The organism is Treponema bryantii, from assembly GCF_036492245.1.
Classification (GTDB): domain Bacteria; phylum Spirochaetota; class Spirochaetia; order Treponematales; family Treponemataceae; genus Treponema_D; species Treponema_D bryantii_C.
In genome coordinates, this window is sequence record NZ_AP025286.1 from 2,408,511 (window position 1) to 2,432,812 (window position 24,302).

The window sequence follows — 24,302 nt, forward strand, 5'->3', positions numbered from 1 at the left end:
TAATTACCACTTCTTTTCAATGCTGTCACAGATGTTGAGCTCGCCTTCGTCGAGAGCGAAGAACTTAGCCTTTTCCATGTTAGGAACAACGTTTACTGAGTCACCAAGGCGGAATTCAGCATTTGCAGTTGTCTTAGCGATGATAGACTGACCTTTGTTAGAAACGAGGTACAAGTGTGTTTCAGCACCAAGTGGTTCCTTGTTAGTAATCTTCATCTGCATATCATCTTTTGCAGCTGGCTTGTCAACGTATGTGAGGTCTTCAGGACGAATACCGAATGATACTTCCTTACCAACATAGTCTTTCAAGCTCTTAGCCTGCTCGTCTGTAGGGTTGATTTCGAAAGAACCTTCGTCACAAACGATCTTACCGTTCTTCTCAAGAACCTTTACAGTCAAGAAGTTCATTGGAGGAGTTCCGATGAATCCTGCTACGAACTTGTTGATTGGGTTGTTGTAGAGGTAAAGTGGAGCACCAATCTGCTGGATAACTCCGTCCTTCATTACAACGATCTTTGTACCAAGAGTCATAGCTTCGATCTGGTCGTGTGTTACGTAGATCATTGTAGCCTGGAGTCTGTTGTGAAGACCAGCCAATTCAGAACGCATTGTTACACGGAGCTTAGCATCGAGGTTTGAAAGAGGTTCATCGAACAAGAATACTTTAGGGTTACGTACGATAGCACGACCTACAGCAACACGCTGGCGCTGTCCACCAGAGAGAGCCTTTGGCTTACGATCGAGGTACTGTGTAAGGTCAAGCTGTTTAGCAGCATCGCGAACACGGCGGTCAATTTCTGCCTTGTCCATTTTACGAATCTTCAATCCGAATGCCATGTTATCATAAACAGTCATATGTGGATAAAGAGCGTAGTTCTGGAATACCATGGCGATATCACGATCCTTTGGAGGAACGTCGTTCATTTCAATACCGTCAATGAAGAGCTTACCTTCAGTAATATCTTCCAAACCAGCGATCATACGGAGAGTTGTTGACTTACCGCATCCAGAAGGACCTACGAATACGCAGAATTCCTTGTCTTCAATAGTGATATTAGCATTGTTTACAGCACGAACACCGCCGTCGTAAACTTTACCAATACCTTTAAGTTCTACCTTTGCCATTTTATGTGGCCTCCTTAAGGGTTATATTATTAGATCTATTGTAGCACATCCACGGCAGAAGTCAACAGAGATTTTTCGTATAAGTGTGATTTTTTCGGGGTTCCCCTCACTTCGTTCGGGTCGCTATGTCCACCCTTCGCTAACGCTCACCGTCCTCGGCTGAAACAAGTTCAGCCTGCGGTCGGCAAGGGGCTCCCAGCGCTACCCCACTTTTATGCAAAGAGTTTTAATACTAAAGGCACCAGCATTACAAACAAAATCTCAAATACCAGTGCCGGAAGGAAGTTTGCAGTTTTGATTTTTTTAAGTCCCAGAAGGTTAATCGCAATCATGATAATCATGGCACCACCGCAGGCAGAAAGCTCCTGAATCAGTAAATCAGAAACATAAGGCTGCAGAAACTCAGAAAGCAGAGTGAGTGCTCCCTGATAAATCAAAATGGCAATTACAGAAAAAACAGTTCCAATTCCCATAGCGGCTGTAAAGCTGATTGCCAGAAAACCGTCGAGAATTGATTTTGTAAAGATTGTTGTATAATTGTGATTTACGCCCGCTTCAAAAGAGCCCACAATAGACATAGCTCCAACACAGAAAAGCACAGAAGAATTCAAAAAGGCATAGGCAAAGTTAGAAGAGCCAGAATTCTCGTCCTTTTTTGTGAGTTTTTCGAGTTTACCGCCAAGCTTAAGTATTGCCCCGTCAATATCAAGGGCATAGCCGACAATTGCGCCCAAAATCAAAGAAAGGGCCAAGTAAACAATGTTATTGTATTTAAAGGCCATCTGGATTCCCAGTACCAGAGTAATTACACCGCAGGCCGTCTGAATCATATCAGAAAGCTCTTCTGTAAACTTTTTGGCGAACAAAAGACCAATTATTGAACCAAGAATTACCGCACCGCAATTTACAAATACTGCTAACATTTTTTACCTCACCTCCCCGAAAATCAGGGTTAAAAAGAAAAGGCTTCCTTATTCAGGAAGCCTTTTGCGGAGGAGCCGACTTGAACGGCCACGACTAACGTCACAAGCACCTCAAGCTTGCGTGTCTACCAATTCCACCACCCCCGCGCGGAATGTGATAATGAATATATCAAAAAGAATATTTTATGTCAATGCAAATATCGCATATTTTAAAAATATTTTTTTATTTTTTTCTTTAAAAATGGACAAATGGAATCTACACATTTTTGTTTGTATAAGCTATTCTATAATCATAAATAAAATTAAGGAGTAAAAACTATGAAAAAAAACTTACTAGCAGGATTGCTTACCTCAGCAATTATAATTCTATCTCTTACAGGTTGTAAAAACAATGTGGATACTGGAACTAGTCCAAAAATTTTGGGCGCATTCTTCGCATCAGGTAATTGGAGCACCTCTAACGATTTTGATTCTGTTGAACAAAATTATAAAATTACAGAGTTAAACTTAAATCGCGCATCAGATAGATTAGTCTTTAAAATCGAAGATCCTGACAAGGATTTCACTGAAATACAATTCAGCCCAGACAAAAATTTTGACTTTTTTTATAATTGGAAAAATATGGATTATTCAACTGCAGAAGAGGAGGTCTGGGATTATGTTCGTTGTGGATGGAATATTGAAGCCAAATATAAGGTAAACTATATTCAATTTAATCAACCAATTTATGTTAGAGCAATTGATAAAAAAGGTAATATAAGTAAAACTTTTACAATTGAAAATATCACAATTACAAATACACCTTATTCTGGTTCTGCACCTAAATTGAATGCAATTTTCTGTACTAATGCTAATCCATATAATAACGGACCATTCGAAACATGGGAAAGACTTACTACCGTAAACAAATCTTCTTCATATTCTCTCGTTATAGATTTCCATGATCCTGATTTTGATGCAAATGAACTCCATTTATCATTTGATATAATTAACACAGAAAATACTCTTACATTCAATCAAAAATATGAATATCAATATTCAACCTGGAGTGATGTAAAGTTTTCAGAGTTCCCAACTGGTAATATAACTTTTTCTGCATACATATCTGATAATAAAGGAAACAAAAGTAATATTCTGACTGGCGAACTCCTGATTGAAGAATAAATATCAGTAAATTATCAAAGCTATCCAACAACCAGCTGCAACACTTCCTGCTGCAGCTGGTTGTTTCATCGTAAAATATCTAACAATTTTTACCAAAAATTTTTAAAGTTTTCTAAGACAAATCCCCTACACTATGTTTTTGTACTAAACATACCTAAAAATTTCAAAATAAATTCCTAAAAATCTTTATTCAATTCTCACAAATTCCACTCTATGATTTGGCTATAAAAAAATGCATCTATTAGGAGGAAAATTAGATGAGAAAAATTTTAAGTATGCTCGTTACTGTAGCTTTACTTGGAACGGCTCTTGTTTCTTGTTCAAAGAAGCAGGCAGGATCTAGTGCATCTTCTGAAGAAAAGAAGATTAAAATTGGTGTTTCTATCTGGAGTTCTACTGATACTCTTGGTAGCCAGTGTAAGCGCATCGTAGACGCAGCTGCAAAGGCCCTCGACGTACAGGTTATGTATGTTGATCAGGGACATATCTCTGAGAACGTAACAAGCTCTGCAGAAACTTTGAGTGCTGCTGGTTGTGACGGTATCATCATCTGTAACTCAGCTTCTGCTGAAATGACTTCTGTAATCAACACTTGTACACAGAACAAAGTTTACTGTGCACAGTTCTTCCGCATCATCAGTGAAGAAACAAACCCTAACGAATATGCTCTTGCTGCAAGATCTCCATACTTTGTTGGAGCTGTACACGAGAACGAAGTAGAAAACGGTGAAAAACTCGTAACAATTCTTGCTGAAAAAGGAAATAAGAAAATCGCTCTTGAAGGCTGGGAAGCTGGTGACGCTACATTCCTTCTCCGCTGGAAGGGATACAAGCAGGGTGTTGAAAAGTGGAATGCTTCACACTCTAACAAAATTGAACTTCTTGAACCACAGTACGGTGGAACAACATCTGATACAGGACGTTCTACTGCAGAAGCTATCATCAACGCTAACCCAGACATCGATGCATTGATCGTTGCTGGTGGTGGTGGAGATACTCTCGTAGGTGCTCTTGCTGCTATTGAATCTATGGGTAAGAAAGGAAAGATCGCTGTAGTTTCTACAGACTTCCTTGCAGACCTCGACGAACAGCTTAAGAGCGGTGGTATGGCTGCTGAATCTGGCGGACACTACTGTGACCCACTTATCGCATTCATGCTCGTTTACAATGCAATCAAAGGAAACTATGCCGTATCAACAAATGGTTTCTATGACGTAAACTTCCCATATCTTTATGTTGCTTCTCCAGAAGACTATGCATCTTATGCTAAGTACTTCGTAGATGCACTTCCATACAACCAGGAAGAACTTAGAGCTATGGCAGCACTTTCTGAAAAAGAACTTGAAGTTGCAACTGCTAAACTCTCTATTGAAGATGTAAAGAGCCGCAGATAGTCTCTTTTATTAAAAAATATCAGGGGAGCAGCACAATTATTTTACTGCTCCCCTTTTTTTAGGATGTATAAAGATGGGTGATTTTGAAAAAGCAATAGCAGGCAACGGACGTTTTGCCTCATTCAAGAAGAGCCGGTATTTTGGTGTTACGACTCTTGTTGTTTTAGCAATCTTGTGCTGGGGAATCTTTAAACTCTTATCTCCTCAGAATTTTGGAACACCAAAACTTATGTCTGACTATCTGCAGACAAGTATTCAGTATGCCGTTGGCGGCTGTGGATTTTACTTTATTGTTGTAATGGGACTTTTTGATTTCTCCATTGGAGCAAACATTGTTCTTTCATCAATGGTAGGTGTTTTACTCTCAAGACACCTTGGCTATGTTGGCCTTATTGGCGGAACCTTACTTACTGGTGCTTTAATAGGTTCTTTTAATGGATTTTTTTATTCTAAGCTTAGGATCCCTTCGATGATTGTAACCGTAGGTCTTATGCTTATTCTCGAAAGTGTTGCAAATTATGTTGTACGTCTTGATACATCCGGATTCCCTGGAAAATTGACTAATGCTAATATCCTGGCATTCAATCACGCACCATGGAATTATATTGTTGCATTCAGTGCATTCTTACTGATGGTATTCATTTTAAGATTCACAAGAATCGGAACTTACTGTAACGCCATCGGAAGCAATGAGCTTGTTGCAAAGAACATGGGTATCAGCGTAGAAAAATATAAATTTATCGGATTTGTTCTTCTTCACTTCTTCGTAGGTATTATGGCTCTCCTGACTGTAAGCTACGGAAAAGGAATTCTGGCTGTTACCGGAATGACAAGTATGGACCGCAACTTTAAACCTTTGATGGGAACCTTCTTCGGTATCGCCTTCAAAAAATATGGCTGTCCGGTTACTGCTATTGTAATCGGTGAGTTCATTATTACTATGATATTTAATGGCCTTGTTGCTCTTGATGTACCTACAACAATCAATGACTTTGTTACTGGTGCAGTTCTCCTTGCAATTGTAACTCTTACCAACCGCGGTAAGATTGGCAGTGTAATTAAATAAGTGGAGGGATGCAAATGAGTCAGGTACTTTTAAAAGCAGAAAACATAAACAAATATTTTGGTGCGACACATGCAGTTGCCGATCTTAATCTGGAGTTATTTACCGGTGAGATTCATGGTCTGATTGGTGAAAATGGTTCTGGAAAATCAACCTTCAGCTCCATGCTGTGTGGTATTCATACAATTTCAAGCGGAACATTAACTCTGATTGGAAAAGAAATCAAACCAAAAAGTCAGGTTGAAGCAAACAAACTTGGTATTTCTATTATCGTTCAGGAAATGGGAACTCTGCCAGGTCTTACTGTTGCAGAAAATCTTTTCCTTGGAGAAGAAGACAGATTCATGCACGGAATTGTAAAAGATTCCAGAGCAATGAATAAAGAAGCTCAGAAACTTTTGGATTCTTATGGTTTTAATCATATTAAAGCTTCAAAAATGATTGACCACTATTCTTTTGAGGAACGCAAGCTTGTTGAAATTGTAAAGGCAACTTACTTTAATCCAAAGATTCTTGTTGTAGATGAAACTACAACTGCCCTGAGTCACGACGGACGTCAGGAACTTTTTAAGGTTATGAACAAAACCCGCGAAATGGGTTCAACCGTAATCTTTATTTCACACGACCTTGATGAAGTTCTTGAACATACAGACCGCGTATCAGTTCTTCGTGACGGTGTTCTGGTAAGAACTCTGAATACACAGGAAGTTACAACCGATGACCTTAAACGCGAAATGGTTGGCCGTGAACTTAAAAACAAGTATTACCGCACTGACTACGACGAAGAAGTTTCCAACGAAGTTGTTCTTTCTCTTAATGATGTAAGTGTTCCAGGCGAGTTCGATAACATCAATCTTGATTTACACAAAGGTGAAATTATCGGAATCGGTGGACTTTCGGAATGTGGTATGCACGAAATCGGAAAAGCAATTTTTGGTGCATCCTATAACAGAAAAGGAAAAGTTATCTTAAAGAATGGCTACGAGGTAAACAGTATTCCGGGTGCAATCAAGCATAGTATCGCTTATGCTTCTAAGGACCGCGATAACGAATCTATAGTTATTGCAGATTCTATCGGCGACAATATTATTCTTCCGTCTCTGGATGATCTTTCTAAAAAAGGTTTCCTGAATCTGAAAGCAGCTGCAAGTTTTGCCCAGAAGTTCGCAGTACAGATGAGTACAAAGATGACTGGAATTAAACAGTATGTTTCTGAACTTTCGGGAGGAAATAAACAGAAGGTTGTTCTTGCCCGCTGGATTGGAAAAGATTCTGATATTCTGATTCTGGACAGCCCTACCCGAGGTATTGATGTACGCGTAAAAGCTGATATTTATACCTTGATGAGTGAACTCAAAAAACAGGGTAAATCAATCATTATGATTTCGGAAGAGTTGCCAGAACTTTTGGGTATGAGTGACCGCATCTTTATTATGAAGGACGGCAAGTTCAATGGTGAGTTTAAACGCAGCCGCGAACTTGGAGAAAAAGACCTCATTGCAAAGATGATTTAATCAGGAGAAAAGTATGACAAATCAAATCGCATTTAAAGCAGAAAAAAAGATTACACAAGATGATTTGGCAAAAAAAGCAAAGAAACGGGAGCTGTTTTCTAACTTTGGTCCTTTATTTGGCTTTATCGGAATTATCTTATTATTTTCAATATTGACTGGCGGAAAAATTGTTCAGCCTAAAAACCTAAGCCTTATGCTTAGTCAGGTCTTTGTTTTGATGACCTGCTGCAGCGGTGTATTTTTGATAATGACAGTCGGAGGCCTTGATTTCTCTCAGGGATCTGTTCTCGGTCTTTCATCAATAATTTTCTGCTGGGTTTCAATGTACAGCATACCGCTTGCAGTAATTGCTTCAGTTGCTGCCGGAGCTTTAATGGGTGCCTTCAACGGCTTCTTCCATGTTAAGTTCAAGATTGCATCTTTTATCGTAACAATGTGTTCACAATATTTCTTCAGAGGTCTGTGTAAATACATTACAACAGCAGGACCTGTTCCTGCCAGCTATAATGTACTTTCTTTGGATCAGACCTGGTTCAAATTCCTTCTGATGGGAATTGTACTTATTGTTGTATTTGTTATCTGGCATTTTACAAGAGTCGGACCAGATTTAAGGGCAATTGGTGCGGGCGAAACTGCTGCAAGATTTTCTGGATGTCGACCGGATTTAAAAAAGTTTTTAGTTTATGTAAGTGCAGGAGCAATTACAGGATTTGCTTCGTTTATCAACGTTGTTCATGTAGGTGCCATAACTGGTACTGCAGGACGTCAGCTTGAAACACAGATTCTTATTGCACTTGTATTAGGTGGAATGCCGATTTCCGGTGGAGCAAAAGCACGGTTCTCAAATATCATTCTGGGAACCCTTACCTACTGTGTCCTCGAAAAATCGCTTCCTATGGTTTTCCCAGTGGCAGCAACACAGCAGCTTGTGAAAGGTATAATCTTTTTGATTGTAGTAGCATTAACTATTGATCATGAATCATTAAAGGTTATTAAGTAGAACTTCAGTTGCTTGTAAAACGTTTTTTTGTGGCAGTGCCGGTTTTCCTTCTCCGGCACTGCCATTTTTTTTAACTTATTTCTTTCCGGTAGTCACACCAGCTTTCTGCAATGTTAATTTGCTGTCGATTTTATCGTCATACAAGAATTCTACTGTAACCTCAGAAACAGGTTTAGCAACAACCTTGTAAACAAGCACACCTTTATTGGGAACTCCAGCCTTGATATTTACAAGAGTTTTATACTCTTTTGAAATTTCAAGCCAGTAATTAGCTGCTGGAGAATTATCAATAACGGCCATAACAAGACCAGGAATATTTACATCAGATGTAAAGTTATAATGTACTTCAATAGTATCACCTGGAACCGGCATATTGTTCTTAAAGTATTTTGTAAATACTGCCGGTGTCTTATTCTGGTAATTAACACCATAAGGATTCTTAACAATTTCAATTGTCTTGACTTCGCTATCACCAAGATCAATTACCAGTGTTTTTGGTGCCGCAACAGCTGCTACCGTAAACAGTGCAGAAATAAGGGTAACGAGAAATAATTTTTTCACAATCTTACTTCTTTGATTGATTTTATGGCAGGAAAGTGATTTTCTTAACTGTGATGATTACTGTATCATCACCTTTATCATTTCCATTTCCGTTTCCAGCCCACTGCCATGAATTAGCAAGGACACCAATACGAACTGCTTTTCCAGATTTTCCAGTAAGATCAATAGTTCTAGTAATTGTTCCGCTTGGCTCCTCTGCATCAACCCAGTCAAGTGGCTGACCACCGTTAAAGAAGGTCGCTCCTGATCCAAAATATTTTATACCAAACTTTGGCATAACTTCCGGTTTTTCCCATGAACCAGTTTTGTATTCAAATTCAATTTCACATGAAGAATAATCTTTTAAATTAATTCCTGTCTTTCCATTTATATTGAAAGTATATCCACCTCCACCATATCTGTACATAGCTGTATATGTTACAGATCCATCTTCACCATAAACTCCATCTGCCAAGGTAGCATCGGTTCCCCAGCGTGTGCTTTCTGAGAAAGTAACTGAGATTGGTTCTACAGGTGCTGCATTCTTTTTTGGCGCAGCAAAAAGAGATCCAGCGAACAACATCATTGAGACAAAAATGAGACTTGTTTTTTTCATAAAATACTCCTAATTTTTTTTATTTATTAAATTATAAAACCAAATTAAGAGAAAGCAATGAAAACATGGGGTAAATGACCAAAGATAAGAACAACCTCCGAATCGGTTAATTCTCTTATTCAGTCAAATCCCCTAGAAGAAAAAGGTTTTACAGGTTATTCAATCCGCCAACTTTAAGCTGGAAGTGGCTGAATTCCATAGAGAAGCTTGCACGGCCCTGTGTAGCAGAACGGAGATTTGTAGTAAATCCGAACATGTTTGCCATAGGTGCCTGAGCATGAATAACTTCACCAGTAGTCTTAGAATCCTGGCCCATAATGTTTCCACCACGCTGAGAAAGCTGGCTTGATGCAGGTCCCACAAATTCTTTAGGACATGCAATATCAACATTCATTACAGGCTCGAGGATTACAGGATTTGCAGCATTACATGCCTTATCAAATACCTGTGCAGCACAAGCTTCAAAAGCAAAAGTTGTAGAAGTAAGCTCGTTATAATTGATAGCAGTTACCTTTACACCAACATCAGTACAAGGGTAGCCGTATTTAATTCCAGAATTGAGAGATGACATAAAGCCATTCTTGATTGCTTCAATAATTTCATCAGGAACTTCTGCATGACGGCAGGTAATTTCAAAGCTGTTTCCACTACCCTGTTCACGCTGTTCAACTGTAATTGTAAGTCCGGCTGTATTTTCTTTTCCGGCAAGTACGCGGCTGAACTCTTCTGTAGCTTCGGCAGTACCGCTTACAGACTCGCGGTAAGTAACCTGAGGTGCTCCTACGTTACACTTTACGCCAAAATCATCGCGCATACGAGTAACAAGAACATCGAGATGAAGCTCACCCATACCAGAAATAATAAGCTGACCGGTTTCTGCATCTTCATGACTTGTAAATGTCGGGTCTTCGCGGCTGAGGATTTCGAGAGTTTCGTTCATCTTATCCTTTTCGCTCATAGATTCCGGCTCAAGTGCAACAGAAATTACAGGCTGAGGGAACTTAGGCTGCTCGAGAAGAATTGGGAATGCTTCTGTTCCAATAGAGTCACCAGTCTGAGCAAGCTTAAGACCAATAAATACTGCGATATCGCCGGCACTTACTGAATCGCAAGGCTCACTCTTATTAGCATGCATTCGCAAAATGCGGTTTACACGTTCGCGCTTTTTCTTATTGATATTGAAAATCTGAGTTCCGGCCTGAATCTTTCCTGAGTACATGCGGACATAGCACAAAGGTCCCATTTCGCGGTCATACTGAATCTTAAACACAAGACCGAGAGGCATTTTTGAAACATCTGTTGGAACATCAACAGTTTCTTCTTCATCCTTCTTAATACGGATTCCCTTTGCAGGAGGAATGTCGAGTGGACTTGGAAGATAATCGATTACAGCATCGATAAGTGGCTGAACCCCCTGATTGTGGCGGGCAGATCCCATTACAAAAGGAACGAAAGTACGTGCAATTGTTCCCTTACGGATAGCAGCCTTAAGCTGATCTACGCTGATGTCGCCGCCTTCAAGGTAGATTTCCATCAAAGCGTCGTCGCTGCCGGCAACCATTTCAACAAGCTTTTCACGCCATTCATTTGCCTGGTCGAGACGGCTTGCATCAACATCAGTTATATCAAAAGTTTCGCCTTCATCATCTTCATGCCAGCGGATTTCTTTCATATTAAGAAGGTCAATTACACCTTCAAAATCCTGGCCTTCTCCAATTGGAATCTGGAGTGCAAGACAGTCTACGCCGAACTTTTCGTGAACATCTTCCATTGAGCCAAAGAAATCAGCACCAATGCGATCCATTTTATTCATAAAACAAAGGCGAGGTACTGAGAATTCGTCGGCCTGCTTCCATACAGTTTCTGTCTGTGGCTGAACTCCGTCTACTGCACAGATAACTGCAACCGCGCCGTCGAGAACACGCAGAGAACGCTCAACCTCGGCAGTAAAGTCTACGTGGCCTGGTGTATCAATAATATTTATCTGATGATCTTTCCAGTAAGTTGTTGTGGCTGCAGAACAGATTGTAATTCCACGCTCCTGCTCCTGAGCCATCCAGTCCATTGTTGCCTGGCCGTCGTCAATTTCTCCAATCTTATGAATCTTACCTGTATAATAGAGAATACGTTCTGTAGTTGTAGTTTTTCCAGCATCAATATGCGCCATAATTCCAATGTTGCGCATTTTTTCTAAACTGTTAGCAGCCATTTTAAGCTCCGTCTGTAAAATAAGAATATGAGTGTAAATTATAATGATTTTTTAAGGGTTTGAAAAGTTATAGTATTGTGCAGATCCCCGGGGCAATCCGGGGATGACATATTATTTGAATGTTACGTACGAACCTTCAACCTTTTTACTCTCGTAAACACCGCTATCAATAAGTTTATAGTTATCTCCGAAATCAGCCGGCTCGCCTGACTTAATTATGGTTGCACCAATACTTGCAGTTACAGGGCGGTCACCAATTTCCGGAATAACAATTGTCTTAAGATTTTCGATAAAGCGGTTGATTATTTCATTTGCAATTTTCTTATCATGAACTTCGGCAGCATATGCAGAAAATTCATCACCACCTAATCGGAATACAATATCATTTTCACGGAAAGCTGCTTTAAGACATTTTGCAACATTTATGATTACCTGATCTCCTGTTCCATGACCAAAGGTATCGTTGAAGAACTTAAAATGGTCTATATCAAGAAGGATAAAGAGACCGCCTTTTCCCTGTTTAAGACTTTCTTCAATCCTTAATTCACCACATACACGATTCAAAAGTCCTGTCATTCTGTCGGTCTCAGAAAGTATAATCAGTTTTTCTTTTTCTCTGGCATCACTTACGATTTTGTCTATGTTCATAACACCAAGAATTACAGTATCAGCATTCAGCTTCATATACTTGAATTCGTAAAAATGCAGTTCACCATTATCATCAATACGATAACTGGAAGAATATTCATCTGATTCATTAAGTTTTTGTATGATAGTATCAAGTGCAATGGCTTCCTGCATAAAGGCTTTGTCTTCTGAATATACGCGTTTTTCAATATATTCAGAAAAGAAAGTGTCATATGAAGAATCTAAGGAATAGTTTTCCTTAAAGGATTCCGGGACATAACCGCCTAACTTAATAGGTTTTAGAGTTCTTGTAATAATATTTATACTTAAAATATTTGCATAATCACGACTCAATGCATTTACAATATTAAACTGTTCCAGAAGTCCAAGCTCATTTTTCTTATTATCATCAATATCAATAAAGAGTCCAACATATGTCTGCGGAGAACCATCTGCACGGCGGATAATATTTCCCGCAGCATGATACCATCGCCAGCCATTATTCTTTGTCAAAAGTCTGTATTCAACATTATAAACTGTCTTTCCAGTTGTATCGTTTACAGTATCCCAGAAAGCTTTTAAAACTGCATCCTTATCTCCCTTATGAAGTCTGTCTGACCATGACTCAAGCTTATCAGGGAATTCCTTTTCTGAACTAAAGCCAAGCAGTTCACGGAAGGTTTCTGACCATTCGCAGTTTATGATTTTGCCGTTTTCATCAAACTCAATTGTCCAGGGGCCTGAGTCCAGAACAGACTGAATAATACCCATGGCTTGCTGTTCCTTTTCCAGTTTTTCATAAGCAAGCTGAGTTCTATGACTGATTGTTTTTTCCTGTTCTATTTTAAAACGAGATGTACTTCTGATAATCAGAATTAAACTGATGAACAGCAGCAAAATTAAACTGATAGTACAGAAAACATGAATTCTTGTATTCTGCATAAGGGAAGCAATACTTGTACTGACCTGCTCATTAATTGCAGTTTCATAAACAAGTATTGTGAGCATCCAGCCGGTATTTTTTACTGGAATATACTGAAGGTGTACAGATTCATTTCCAAGATTAACTTCTGCCAAGCCAGAAACACCTTCTGTAAAATCTTTCTGAAGTTTCTTAAACTTTTTAGAATCATTATTGCTTGCAGCCATTAAAGAAAAAAGATTCTGACCTGCAGGAATATTTCCAAATTCTGAATTAGTTAAACATTCACCATTCTTATAGTAAAGACTAAAAAAAGTATCCATATTATCATGATGATAGGTCATAGAACGCATCATCTGATCAATATTGATTTCTACAAAGCAGGCTGTAATTCTTGAATTATTAAAATACAAACCCGAAACCGGTACTGCCATAAAAAGCTGTTTTTCACCGCCGTAATTCAAAACTGTTGAATAAATCGGTTCAGTAATTTTTTCTGCAAGGAACGGATAACGGGTTTTACCGGAACAGGTACTGTGCGAAGTATAAACCAGACCGTTTTCATCAACAAGGGCAAACGTATCCATGTTATAAAGTCTTCTCATATTTCCAAGATAAGTTCTAAGCGCTTTCGGCGACTCAAGATCCTTTTGAGATATAACATCGAGTGCGTTATTTACATAAGTATATTTTTTATCAAGTTCATCAGAGATAAGTGAGGCACGACTTTTAGCAATTTCTTGAATATAAAAATGGCTCAATTTATCAATTGCATCGTCTGTGCCATTTCTTGTGGTACTGGCAGTTTTAAACGCCATCACCAGAAGCAGAATGAAAATAATAGTTAATACTGATTGATGTAGTTATATGTATGACTAGTCTTGTTTTTTTATTCATTGCTGCACCACCTACTCAATTACACCATAAAGCGAACGAAGAAGCCCCGCTGCATCTTTCTGATAAAAGATGGTCGATTCTTCTTCTGTTTTCTCAGGATATAAGCTGCCAGGTAATACGCCATCTGCAATTTTTACGGCAGTTGTAATTGTATCAAAACCAATTGAATAACAGTCCTGAATGGCCAGCGCATAAATAACTCCATCACGTAGATATTTTATTGCCCGTTCATCATGATCCATTCCGACGATAATTACCTTACCTGCTTTTCCCGCTTCTTCCACTGCACGGCCTGCCCCTACAGGATTACTCATATTACAGCAGATAATTCCATCAAGATCCGGATAATTTGCCAGAAATTCCTTTGTAAAATTATAAGCGTTTATATCGCTGTCTTCATCGTATTGTACATCAACAAGTTCAATGCCTTCATATTTTGAAAAAACTTTTTCAGCTCCCCTTGCACGGTCTTCATGGCAAGGAGCTCCTACATTTCCAACAAGCATTGCAATCTTACCTTTATAATTTAAATAACAGCAAAGCGCTTCAGCTAAATCTTCACCATCTTCAAAATTATGAGTATTTCCTACATAGGCAATTCTTTTACAGCCATTTTCCTTTCCGGAATCTGAACTGGAAAATGTCATAACCTTGTTACCTTGTGCAATAATCTGATTGATTACCGGTGTGACAATATCAATATCTGCAACATCAACACCAATTACATCATACTCTTTTAAAGCAGCTGCCTTTTTAATTCTATTTACCTGATCATTTGCAGACATGGCTTCAGGAGCTCGATAATCATAAGTAATATGAATGCCTTTTTCTTCAAACTGGCGTACGGCATCTTCCATTCCAAGCGCAACTGCATCCCACCAGGAATGTACTATTTTATAGGTAAAATAAAAATTATAGTCGGTTTTCTGAGGCTTATAGGAATCAAGAAATTCCTTATGTATTACATCAGATTTTGAACCTGCTGTAATTTCATTGCCTTGATTGTGAGAGAGTAAAATATTTTCATTATTGTTTTGATTACGATTTTTTAATGCTCTGGATGAACAGCTCAACACGTCAAGCACTAAGGCAAGGATGGTCAAGCTGAGAAGAAAAATTAAAATCTTCTTGTTTCTCATGTCTTGAACTCCAAATTATTACTGTTAAGTAATTTTAAATCCAAAAACATGAAAAAACAAGAAAAATATAACGAAAAATTATTTATTCGAGGATTGCACCTTTATCTGCAGAAGAAACGAGTTTTGCATAGCGTGCAAGATAGCCGGTTTTAACTTTTGGTTCCGGAGCTTTCCAAGCGGCACGACGACGCTCGAGTTCTTCATCGCTTACTTCAAGGGTAATCTTGTAGTTATTGATGTCGAGAGTGATTTTGTCGCCCTCTTCTACAAGTGCGATTGGTCCACCTACAGCAGCTTCCGGTGAACAGTGTCCAAGAGAAGCTCCGCGTGTTGCACCAGAGAAGCGGCCGTCTGTAATAAGGGCAACTTCCTTATCGAGTCCCTGACCTGCAAGAGCTGCAGTTACTGCGAGCATTTCGCGCATACCAGGTCCGCCCTTTGGTCCTTCGTAGCGGATAACTACTACATCACCACTCTTGATTTTACGGTTCTGAACAGCATCCATTGCTTCACTTTCGTCGTTGAATACACGGGCTGGTCCTGTGTGCTTCATAAGTTCTTTTGCACAGGCAGAGCGTTTTACAACAGTTCCGTTTGGAGCAAGGTTTCCAAAGAGAATTGCAAGTCCACCATTGTCACTGAAAGGATTTTCAATTGGACGCAAAACTTCAGGATTGCGGTTACGAACGCCTGCGATATTTTCTGCAACAGTTTTTCCTGTAACAGTCATAAGGCTTGTATCAATCAGATTTTTCTTAGCAAGCTCTGCAAGAACAGCCTGAACACCACCCGCATCATCAAGTTCGCACATAAAAGTGTGACCGGCTGGAGCAAGATGGCACAAGTTTGGTGTTCTGTTAGAAATCTCATTAACCATATGAAGGTCAATCGACAAACCTGCTTCATGTGCAATTGCAGGAAGGTGAAGCATTGTATTAGAAGAACAGCCGAGTGCCATATCAGCAGCAAGGGCATTCTCAAAATTTTTCATTGTAAGCATGTTGCGCGCAGTAATTCCACGCTCAAACATTTCCATAACCTTCATTCCGGCTTTTTTAGCCAGAGCGATACGGCGACCGCTGACAGCTGGAATTGTTCCATTTCCAGGAAGACCAAGTCCGATAGACTCTGTAAGACAGTTCATTGAGTTTGCTGTGAACATACCAGAGCAGGCACCACAGCCAGGACAAGCTACAGTTTCCATTTCACGAAGCTGTTCTTCTGTAATACGTCCGCTGGCAACTGCACCAACAGCTTCGAACATATCTGTCAGCGACAAATTACGTCCGGCATAAGGATTAGAAGCATCAGCTCCAGGGAGGTGACCAGGCATCATAGGACCGCCGCTTACAAATACTGTAGGCAGATCTAGGCGGGCTGCAGCCATCAGCATACCAGGAACAATTTTATCGCAGTTAGGAATCATAACGAGGGCATCAAACTGATGAGCCTTTGTCATACATTCAATTGAGTCGGCAATGAGTTCGCGTGTAACAAGGGAATATTTCATTCCTTCGTGACCCATGGCAATACCGTCACAGACACCGATTGCAGGGAACTCTACAGGAGTTCCGCCAGCCATACGGATGCCGGCTTTTACAGCTTCGGCAATGCGGTCAAGTTCAATATGACCTGGAATAATCTCGTTTTTAGCACAACAAACGCCTACGAGCGGGCGGTCTAATTCTTCATCAGTATAACCCATTGCATAAAACAACGAGCGGTGTGGCGCGCGGGCAACACCTTTTTTAGCGTTATCACTTTTCATAGAGGTCCTCTTTATGTCGGTATTCTACTCATATTTGTCGCGGATGACAAGTTTTACGAGAGTTTTTGTTTTGAGCACTGCTGTACGGCGCTGTTCTGCGAGTTCTTCTTTCTTCAGGCTGATTCTGGCATAATCACAGATTGTCTTTCCGAAATCAGAAAGTGTTGCAGGAGATTCTGCTTCACAGGCAAGAATAACATTCTTCTTTGCAATAAAATGCTTAAAGAAGAGTGCAAATTCCTCATTATCAAGAGGAAGTCCGTAAAGCATAATGATTCTTTTATAATCCTGAATTCTTGCAAAAGTCTTACAACAGGTAATAAGTTTTGAACTGAAGTTTGATTTTCCGTTCTCATCCTTAACAATTTTTTCTGCAATGACGAACAGTTCAGGATCTTCAGGAAGTTCTCCCGAAGGTTCACATTCAAATACAGCACTTAAACCAACTGAATCTGCAAGAATCTGAGCCTTGCTGTCCAGAACATCAGGATTATCAGCATTGTGAGTTGCGAGTTCTGATTCCTCATTTTTAGCAAATAACTTTTCAAGTTCAGCTTCTGAAATTGCAGCACTTGTATCACCCTGACTTGAATCAGACATTACAGCCATAGTTTCTGAAAGAACTGCAGTTTCCTGCTCGCTTACGGCAACTTCTTCGGAAAGTGTATTACGTTCCTTTTCATCACCCATAATATCTGCAAGCATTGAATCAACTGCGCTATCCTGCATAATCTGAGGTTCTTCCTGAGCTGCAGAAGTTGATTTTGTATCAAACACTGGTTCAGGAGCATTTTCTGCCTTAATAAATACAGCTTCTTCCTCTGAAGCCCCTATTTCAGCGCTGAATGTATCATCATCTTCGAAATCTTCGTCATCATTTTCTGAAAGGCCTGCTGATATTTCATCTGCATTATCCTTAAAGAAAGATACACTTGAAGCATTACCGCCATTTGTTTTCAAAACAACGCGGTCTCCTTCATCAGCGGCTTCGTATAAATAGCCATCGTTTTCACCAATATAGAAAAGTCCGCCCTCTCCATCTACACGCAGATTGTGCAGAGAATTACAGCCTTCAAAGGCATCTGGAGCAATATATTCAATACAAGATGGGAATACGACACTTTCAAGAGCCGTACAACCGGCAACAGCTCTGGATTCAATTCGCTTTACGGTTGGTGGAATTACAAGAGATTTTAATGAAGCACAGCCTTCAAAAACACTTTCCGGCAATTCTGTAATTCCGGCACGGAAAGGAATTTCTGGTAAAGATACACAATCCTTAAAAAGCCCTTCTGGAAAAGCACTAACCGCATTTGGCATAGTTACCTTAGTAAGAGCAGAACATCCAGAAAAAAGATAAGAAGGAAGTTCTGTAACACCAGATGGAAGCTTAACCTTTTCGAGTGCTTTTGAATTTGAAAAAAGACAACTTCCAAGCTCTTTTACAGAATCTGGCAGAGAGATAGACTCATACGGACAATCTGAAAAAACATCATCTTCTATTCTATGTGCTCCAAAAGGAACACGACCAGTAAAGTCTGTTGAAGTATCGTCAACTCCAAGAACTGTGTGTAAATCCTCAGAATATAGCAGGCCATTTTTTTTAATATACGAACCCATAAAGCTTCCTTAAAATATTGTTTTATACAATTTTATCATAGGAATTGTTATTTGTCATTTAATAATGTTCATGTTATTCTATATTTATGCTGAAAATTTTCTCTTCAGACACACAGATTTTTTATAGTGAAAGCAAGTGGCTGCATCCAATTTTTGAATTTGAAGAGTTTTTGAAGACTTATGATGGGCCGCGCACTAATTTGAGTGCCTGGGACAGCGCCATTGGAAAAGCTGCAGCTGTTTTACTGGTGCGGTTAGGTGTTGAGCAGATTCACGGCGAACTTGTAAGTAATCTTGCAGTAAAATATATTGCTCAAACTCTTGGCGAAGGCAAACTCACCTGGGATACTCTGGTAGACCGACTTATGTGCCAGACAGAAAATCAGCTGGAAAATCTTACAGATTCTGATGAAATGTACTATTTAATACGACAGCGGGCAAAACTTGTACTTGGAGTTCCAGTCAGCATTCAAAATCTTTCATATAAATACGGAAAAATAAACGGTCTGAATCTTGAAATACACGCAGGTGGGCGACTGATGATTCTTGGCGAAAACGGAACCGGTAAAACTACCCTTCTCCGCTTGCTTTGTGGAATTTACAAACCAGATAGTGGAAGCATTCTGATTGACGGAAAACCTGTAGACAAGCTCCCAAAATACACAATCGGCTATATTCCGCAGCTTTCAGAACTTCAGGAAGAACAGAGTTTTGATCTTACAGCTGAAGAAGTTGTAGGACTTGGAATAAATGGCAAAACTGAGAAATCTGGCGGAAAAAGCCGCCGAGACCTTGTAGAACAGACAATGAGAAGAACAGGCTGTGCACATCTTGCCGGACGAAAGTTTTCAGTACTCAGCGGCGGTGAAAAGCAGAAAGTTTCACTTGCCCGCTGTCTTGCGCAAAAAGCCCGTCTCCTGCTGCTGGACGAACCTACCGCAAACCTCGACAAAGATAACCGCCGCATGGTAGTTGATATTCTTACTTCTCTTTCGATTTCGGAAATCCCAACTATCATAATGGTAACTCACGACAAAGAGCTTACTTCTCTAAAAAAATGGGAGGTACTCAACATTGGATAAACTCGAAAGACTTGCATTACTTTTTTCTCTTGCACCCGTAATGAAAGGCTTTATTGCCATGAGCATAAGCGGAGCCGTTTTCCCGCTCTGTGGAGTTATGGTCCTGCGACTGAATCTTGTTCCAATGCGTTACATGCTGATGCACGGAGTAATACTCGGCGGTGCAATTGCGATGGCACTGAATGTTCCCCTGCTTCCTGTAACAATCACAGTAAATCTGCTTTTAGTTTTTATGATGATTATGATGACAGGAAGCGGTGAAGGAAGAAACTTCGGCGGTACAAGTGCAGCTACAATGGTCTTGAGCATGGCCCTCGCCTCACTGATTATGCATGTAGCTGATGTTCCTGCAAAAGACACTCTCGACCTTTTATGGGGAAGTCCTTTTGCCTTGAGCTATCTGGACATTACAGCGCTTGGCATACTTGCCCTCGTGCTCCTCTTATACGTCATCATAAATTTCAGAAACATCAAAAATCTTTTTTTCAGTAAAGAGATTTCCATGAGTCTTGGAATCCGCGTAAGACTTCATAACACAATAATGGTTATTCTGATTGCCTCTGTAGTTGCAATTGCAATGAAGCTGCTCGGAGCTTTTCTAATCGACTCACTTTTAATTCTTCCGGTAATGTGTGCCGCGCCATTCCTGAAAAAATTGAACCACAACGGAATCCGTTCACTGTTTATCGGAAGCTGTATTACAGGCTTTATTCTCTCGGTTGCAGGCTATGTTATAGCTGTTGCCGCAGATTTTCCTCCAGCTGGAACTATTGCAGTTCTCGCCGGAATATTATTTTTTATAGGAAGGATTTTTAAATGAAAAAAATCTCTAAAATCACTATTGCCCTTTTCGCTGCTCTTGCGCTTGTTAATTCTGCATGGGCTGCACCAAAGAAAATTGTTGCCTCTACTTCATGGGCCGCTGCCTTTGCAGACATTGCCGGTGCTGATGAAGTTGAAAGCATTGCCCCTGTAAATCTCCGCCATCCGCCGGAGTACGAAATTACAGTAAGCGATGTTCAGAAAATTTCTGATTCTGAAGTTTTCATTTTCGCTGGCTTTGAACGCATGATGAAAACTCTTGGAACAAAAGTTCCTAATAAGGGCGTAAGTGTTCAGGTTGTTCTTGATAACTCACTTGCAACTGTTCAGGAATCTACTTTGAAAATTGCGCAGGCTCTTGGAACAGAAGAGATTCAGAAAGTTCGTTTTGCAGAATATGAAAAACTTGTAAAAGACGGTCAGAAAAAAGCTTTAAAAAAGAAACTCAATAAAAAGAAAGTTCTCTGTAACAAGAATCAGACCTATCTTGCAAAGGAACTTGGACTTGATATCGTCGGAGTTTTCGGGCCTGGTCCTGTAAGTGCAGAAGAACTTCTTAAAGCAAAGAAAGAAGGCTATGATCTTATTATTGATAATATTCATAACCCAACTGGAAAACCTGTTACTGAAATTCTTCCAAAGGCAAAATACATTGAATGGCGCAACTTCCCTACTGCCGTTGAACACGACGCACTTAAGAAAGTTGTAAGCGATAATATTGATATGTTACTTGCTGAGTTTTAATTCAAACGAATCTACAAGGGCGATCCATGACGCTTCAATTACGTCGGAAGATACGCCCACTGTAGTCCAGCTGCTCTGTCCGTCGGTAGATTCAATAATTACACGTACACGGGCAGCAGTAGCAGACTTAGAATCCAATACACGTACCTTATAGTCCACCAGTCTGAAATTAGAAACAACAGGATAGAACTTTTCGAGCGCCTTACGAAGCGCAATATCCAGAGCGTTGACAGGACCGTCTCCCTCACCCGCTGTAATTTCAAAGTTTCCGTCTACTTCAACCTTAATCTGTGCACAGCAGCAAACGCCCTCTTCCGGACGCGGATTTGAACCTGTTGTCTGATAGTAATGAAGCTTAAAAAACGGCTTATACTGACCGAGCATCTTTTTTACAAGAAGCTCAAAACTTCCGTCGGCACCTTCAAACTGATAGCCTGCAGATTCGAGTTCCTTTACCTTAGCCATAAGGTCGCTTACGATAGGATCGTTGCGTTTTACATCAGGCACAAAGCGGCGGATCTTCTCCAAAATCATACTGCGGCCGGCAACCTCGCTCATAAGGAAAACGCGGTTGTTACCTACAGTTTCGGGAGTAATATGCTCATAGGCAAAAGGATTTTTCAGAACAGCATCAATATGCATTCCAGCCTTATGCGCAAAAGCATCTTTTCCAACATAAGGCGACTGAGGATTTACACGGATATTTGTGAGCTCTGCAACACGCTTACAGATTGCAGTAAGGTTTTTCATGCTCTCTTCAGGAATAACCTGATAGCCCATTTTAATCTGAAGATTAGGGATGATTGTAGAAAGATTTGCGTTACCGGTACGTTCACCAAATCCAAGGAGAACACCCTGAACATGAGTTGCACCTTCCTTTACGGCAACAAGGGAATTTGCAACGGCAAGTCCGCAATCATTGTGAGTATGAATACCTACGGTTACTTTCTTTCCATACAGTTTTACAACCTCAGCTACGGCACGGCGGCATTCGTCAATCATAAAGCCGCCCTTTGTTTCGCACAGACTCAGGACAGTGGCTCCTCCGTCCACGGCAGCCTTTAAAGTTTCCAGTGCATAGGCTTTATCTTCTTCGTAAGCAGTAAAGAAATGTTCTGCATCATAAATTACTTTGCGTCCGTTAGAAACAAGGAACTCGCAGGATTCGCGAATCATATTGAGATTTTCTTCTGGAGTTGTTTTGAGAATGTCTGTAACCTGGAAAGTCCAGGACTTACCGAAAATTACGACTGTTTTAGTTCCTGCGGCAAGAAGACTTTTGAGATTTGCATCGTCTTCGCATTTACAGTTTTTTCGTCTTGTAGAACCAAAGGCACAAACCTGAGCATTCTTAAACTGAATTTCAGCAACAGCCTTAAAGAACTCCATATCCTTAGGATTCGACCCCGGATTGCCAGCCTCGATGTAAGTTACGCCAAGGTTATCGAGCTCATGACAAATATGCAGTTTATCCTGAACAGAAAAACTAATACCTTCGCCCTGAGCACCGTCGCGTAATGTCGAATCAAGAATCTCAATTTTCTTCATGAGTTAATTATGGAAGAAATAAGAGGAAGTTTCAAGAACCCCCGTCATTGCGAGGAGTGAAACGACGAACCTATCTATTAAATGGATTGCTTCGCTGCGATCGCAATGACGACATCTTATTCACAATAACGTTAGTTCAGAAAGAATTTTACGGAGTTCTCATAACAAACCGCAGCCACCAGACGGCCGAGGCTCTCTTCATGCCACGGGAACTCACCTGCTTCTACAAGACCGCCGATGTAGTTACACAAAATGCGGCGGAAATATTCATGTCGCGGATACGAAAGGAAACTGCGGCTATCTGTCAGCATGCCGACATAACTTCCAAGAGGTGCAGTTCTTGCATATACACGGATCTGCTCTTCAATTCCATCTTTGTGATCATTGAACCACCATGCAGGACCAAACTGACAGTTGCGGAAGTTTGCAGCCATAGTTGCAAGAGCTTCGTTATCTTTTGGATTAAGGTTATAGAGGATTGTACGGGCACCCGGTGCTGCACTGTAAATCGCATTCAGAACAGCTCCAAGCTGCGGTGCAAAATTAAAGTCATTCAAACTGTCTTCACCAATATTCTTTCCGGCAGCCTCGAGCATTGCAGCATTGTTGTCACGAAGGGCTCCAATGTGAATCTGCATTACAAAGCCCTTCTGAGCATAAAGCTTTCCGAGTTCCACCAGAACCCACCCCTTATATTTTGCAATTTCGTCGTGGCTGAGTTTTTTACCAATCCACGCCTTTTCAAAAATGTAGTTTACGTCATCGTAAGAAGCCGGCAGGTAGAAGTCTCCTTCAAGAGAATGATCACTTACTACAGAACCGTTCTCTTTGAAAAAGTCCATACGTCGGCCGAGAGCAGCAATCATATCAGACACAGACTGCAACTTTGTACCGTCCATTTTCTGAAGGCGGCTGATGTAATCTGCATAGGCAGGACTGTCTGGAGAAAGCGGAACATCCGGGCGGAAAGACGGGCGCACACGGAGTTCTGCGCTGTTGTCAGCCAGTTTCTTATGCCACTCAAGACTATCAAGAGGATCATCTGTGGTACACAATTCACGGACACCGAGTTTAGAAAGTAAACCGCGAGGCGCATACTCAGGCTTTGCTAAAAGCGCGTTACATTTATCCCAAACCTCACGGGCATTTGCTTCAGTAACAGGCTCGGTAATTCCAAAGTAGCGGGCAAGCTCAAGATGGCTCCAGTGATATAACGGATTTCCAGGACACAGTTGAAGTGTTCTAACAAAGGCAAGATAACGCTCGTAGTCGGCTTTTTCTACGGCAGCGGTTCCGCCACGTTCAGCATCTGATTTTACGGTGCCGTCTTTGCGGATGTGCCCTGTAATAAGAGATTCATCACCCCCGGCAGCTCTCATGCCACGCCATTTATAATGATCGTGATCAAGCCATGCATTTGCGAGATTTCCAAGAGTTTTATTCTCAAAAATCTCCTGTGGACTCAAATGATTATGAAAATCGAAAATCGGCTGATTTTCTGCATATTTATGATATAAGATCTGAGCAGGTTCGCTCTGCAAAATAAAGTCATCATTCAAAAAGGATTTCATATAGTTTCTACCTC

19 protein-coding genes and 1 tRNA gene are annotated in these 24,302 nt (G+C 40.4%); 8 read left to right on the forward strand and 12 right to left on the reverse strand.

From position 1 onward, the window contains the following. Positions 1-3: 3 nt before the first annotated feature. From AABJ44_RS10715 to AABJ44_RS10725, 3 genes are all read right to left on the reverse strand, one after another. A complete protein-coding gene (locus AABJ44_RS10715; RefSeq protein WP_074642682.1) occupies positions 4-1,125 on the reverse strand; it encodes an ABC transporter ATP-binding protein in 1,122 nt (373 codons plus the stop codon). Between the two features lie 212 nt (positions 1,126-1,337). Then, positions 1,338-2,048, reverse strand: coding sequence for a DUF554 domain-containing protein (locus AABJ44_RS10720; protein WP_338369033.1), 711 nt, complete (start codon positions 2,046-2,048; stop codon positions 1,338-1,340). Positions 2,049-2,113: 65 nt separating this feature from the next. Next, positions 2,114-2,195 (reverse strand) — tRNA-Leu (locus tag AABJ44_RS10725). 474 nt (positions 2,196-2,669) lie between these two features. Here AABJ44_RS10725 and AABJ44_RS10730 point away from each other — a divergent pair. The 5 genes from AABJ44_RS10730 to AABJ44_RS10750 all read left to right on the forward strand — a co-directional run bounded on the left by AABJ44_RS10730 (position 2,670) and on the right by AABJ44_RS10750 (position 8,183). Further along, complete coding sequence (locus AABJ44_RS10730; protein WP_338369034.1) at positions 2,670-3,212, forward strand: hypothetical protein; 543 nt, start codon at positions 2,670-2,672, stop codon at positions 3,210-3,212. Between the two features lie 257 nt (positions 3,213-3,469). After that, the gene (locus tag AABJ44_RS10735) at positions 3,470-4,606 is read left to right on the forward strand and encodes a sugar ABC transporter substrate-binding protein (RefSeq protein ID WP_074642677.1); all 1,137 of its coding nucleotides are present in this window, start codon (positions 3,470-3,472) and stop codon (positions 4,604-4,606) included. Positions 4,607-4,679: 73 nt separating this feature from the next. Next, entirely contained in the window at positions 4,680-5,672 is a 993-nt protein-coding gene (locus tag AABJ44_RS10740) for an ABC transporter permease (protein ID WP_083379788.1), read from the forward strand. A gap of 14 nt (positions 5,673-5,686) precedes the next feature. Beyond that, complete coding sequence (locus AABJ44_RS10745; RefSeq protein WP_074642674.1) at positions 5,687-7,183, forward strand: sugar ABC transporter ATP-binding protein; 1,497 nt, start codon at positions 5,687-5,689, stop codon at positions 7,181-7,183. A 13-nt stretch (positions 7,184-7,196) separates the two neighbouring features. Continuing rightward, positions 7,197-8,183 carry an ABC transporter permease gene (locus tag AABJ44_RS10750; protein WP_074642672.1) on the forward strand — a complete coding sequence of 329 codons (987 nt, stop codon included), beginning with the start codon at positions 7,197-7,199 and terminating at the stop codon, positions 8,181-8,183. Between the two features lie 75 nt (positions 8,184-8,258). On the opposite strand, the gene AABJ44_RS10755 is transcribed toward AABJ44_RS10750, so the two are convergent. The 7 genes from AABJ44_RS10755 to AABJ44_RS10785 form a co-directional block, all read right to left on the reverse strand. Beyond that, positions 8,259-8,744, reverse strand: coding sequence for a hypothetical protein (locus AABJ44_RS10755; RefSeq protein WP_338369041.1), 486 nt, complete (start codon positions 8,742-8,744; stop codon positions 8,259-8,261). A gap of 22 nt (positions 8,745-8,766) precedes the next feature. After that, positions 8,767-9,339 (reverse strand): hypothetical protein, encoded by a 573-nt coding sequence (locus AABJ44_RS10760; protein ID WP_338369043.1) that lies wholly within the window; start codon positions 9,337-9,339, stop codon positions 8,767-8,769. A gap of 148 nt (positions 9,340-9,487) precedes the next feature. Continuing rightward, positions 9,488-11,548 carry an elongation factor G gene (gene fusA, locus AABJ44_RS10765; RefSeq protein ID WP_338369045.1) on the reverse strand — a complete coding sequence of 687 codons (2,061 nt, stop codon included), beginning with the start codon at positions 11,546-11,548 and terminating at the stop codon, positions 9,488-9,490. 111 nt (positions 11,549-11,659) lie between these two features. Then, positions 11,660-13,915 carry a sensor domain-containing diguanylate cyclase gene (locus AABJ44_RS10770; RefSeq protein ID WP_338369047.1) on the reverse strand — a complete coding sequence of 752 codons (2,256 nt, stop codon included), beginning with the start codon at positions 13,913-13,915 and terminating at the stop codon, positions 11,660-11,662. 90 nt (positions 13,916-14,005) lie between these two features. Then, a complete protein-coding gene (locus AABJ44_RS10775; RefSeq protein ID WP_338369049.1) occupies positions 14,006-15,133 on the reverse strand; it encodes a substrate-binding domain-containing protein in 1,128 nt (375 codons plus the stop codon). Between the two features lie 82 nt (positions 15,134-15,215). Further along, positions 15,216-16,901, reverse strand: a complete 1,686-nt coding sequence (gene ilvD / locus AABJ44_RS10780; protein ID WP_074642664.1) for a dihydroxy-acid dehydratase — start codon at positions 16,899-16,901, stop codon at positions 15,216-15,218. Between the two features lie 24 nt (positions 16,902-16,925). Continuing rightward, positions 16,926-18,521, reverse strand: a complete 1,596-nt coding sequence (locus AABJ44_RS10785) for a leucine-rich repeat domain-containing protein (protein WP_338369052.1) — start codon at positions 18,519-18,521, stop codon at positions 16,926-16,928. Between the two features lie 86 nt (positions 18,522-18,607). Between AABJ44_RS10785 and AABJ44_RS10790 the strand changes: the two genes are divergently transcribed. Genes AABJ44_RS10790 through AABJ44_RS10800 form a run of 3 tightly spaced genes read left to right on the forward strand, consistent with a single transcriptional unit; the run spans position 18,608 to position 21,169 of the window. Beyond that, a complete protein-coding gene (locus AABJ44_RS10790) occupies positions 18,608-19,603 on the forward strand; it encodes an ATP-binding cassette domain-containing protein (RefSeq protein ID WP_338369054.1) in 996 nt (331 codons plus the stop codon). Beyond that, entirely contained in the window at positions 19,596-20,423 is an 828-nt protein-coding gene (locus tag AABJ44_RS10795) for a metal ABC transporter permease (protein WP_338369056.1), read from the forward strand. The genes AABJ44_RS10790 and AABJ44_RS10795 overlap by 8 nt, the downstream gene beginning before the upstream one ends. Beyond that, on the forward strand, positions 20,420-21,169 hold the full coding sequence (locus AABJ44_RS10800; protein ID WP_338369058.1) for a metal ABC transporter substrate-binding protein: 750 nt from the start codon (positions 20,420-20,422) through the stop codon (positions 21,167-21,169). Before AABJ44_RS10795 ends, AABJ44_RS10800 begins: the two co-directional genes overlap by 4 nt. On the opposite strand, the gene cimA is transcribed toward AABJ44_RS10800, so the two are convergent. Together cimA and uxaC are read right to left on the reverse strand one after the other, a co-directional pair. Beyond that, on the reverse strand, positions 21,152-22,717 hold the full coding sequence (cimA, locus tag AABJ44_RS10805) for a citramalate synthase (RefSeq protein ID WP_338369059.1): 1,566 nt from the start codon (positions 22,715-22,717) through the stop codon (positions 21,152-21,154). The two genes, AABJ44_RS10800 and cimA, sit on opposite strands and share 18 nt — an antisense overlap. Positions 22,718-22,848: 131 nt before the next feature. Beyond that, positions 22,849-24,288, reverse strand: coding sequence for a glucuronate isomerase (uxaC, locus tag AABJ44_RS10810; RefSeq protein WP_338369060.1), 1,440 nt, complete (start codon positions 24,286-24,288; stop codon positions 22,849-22,851). Between the last annotated feature and the right edge of the window lie 14 nt (positions 24,289-24,302).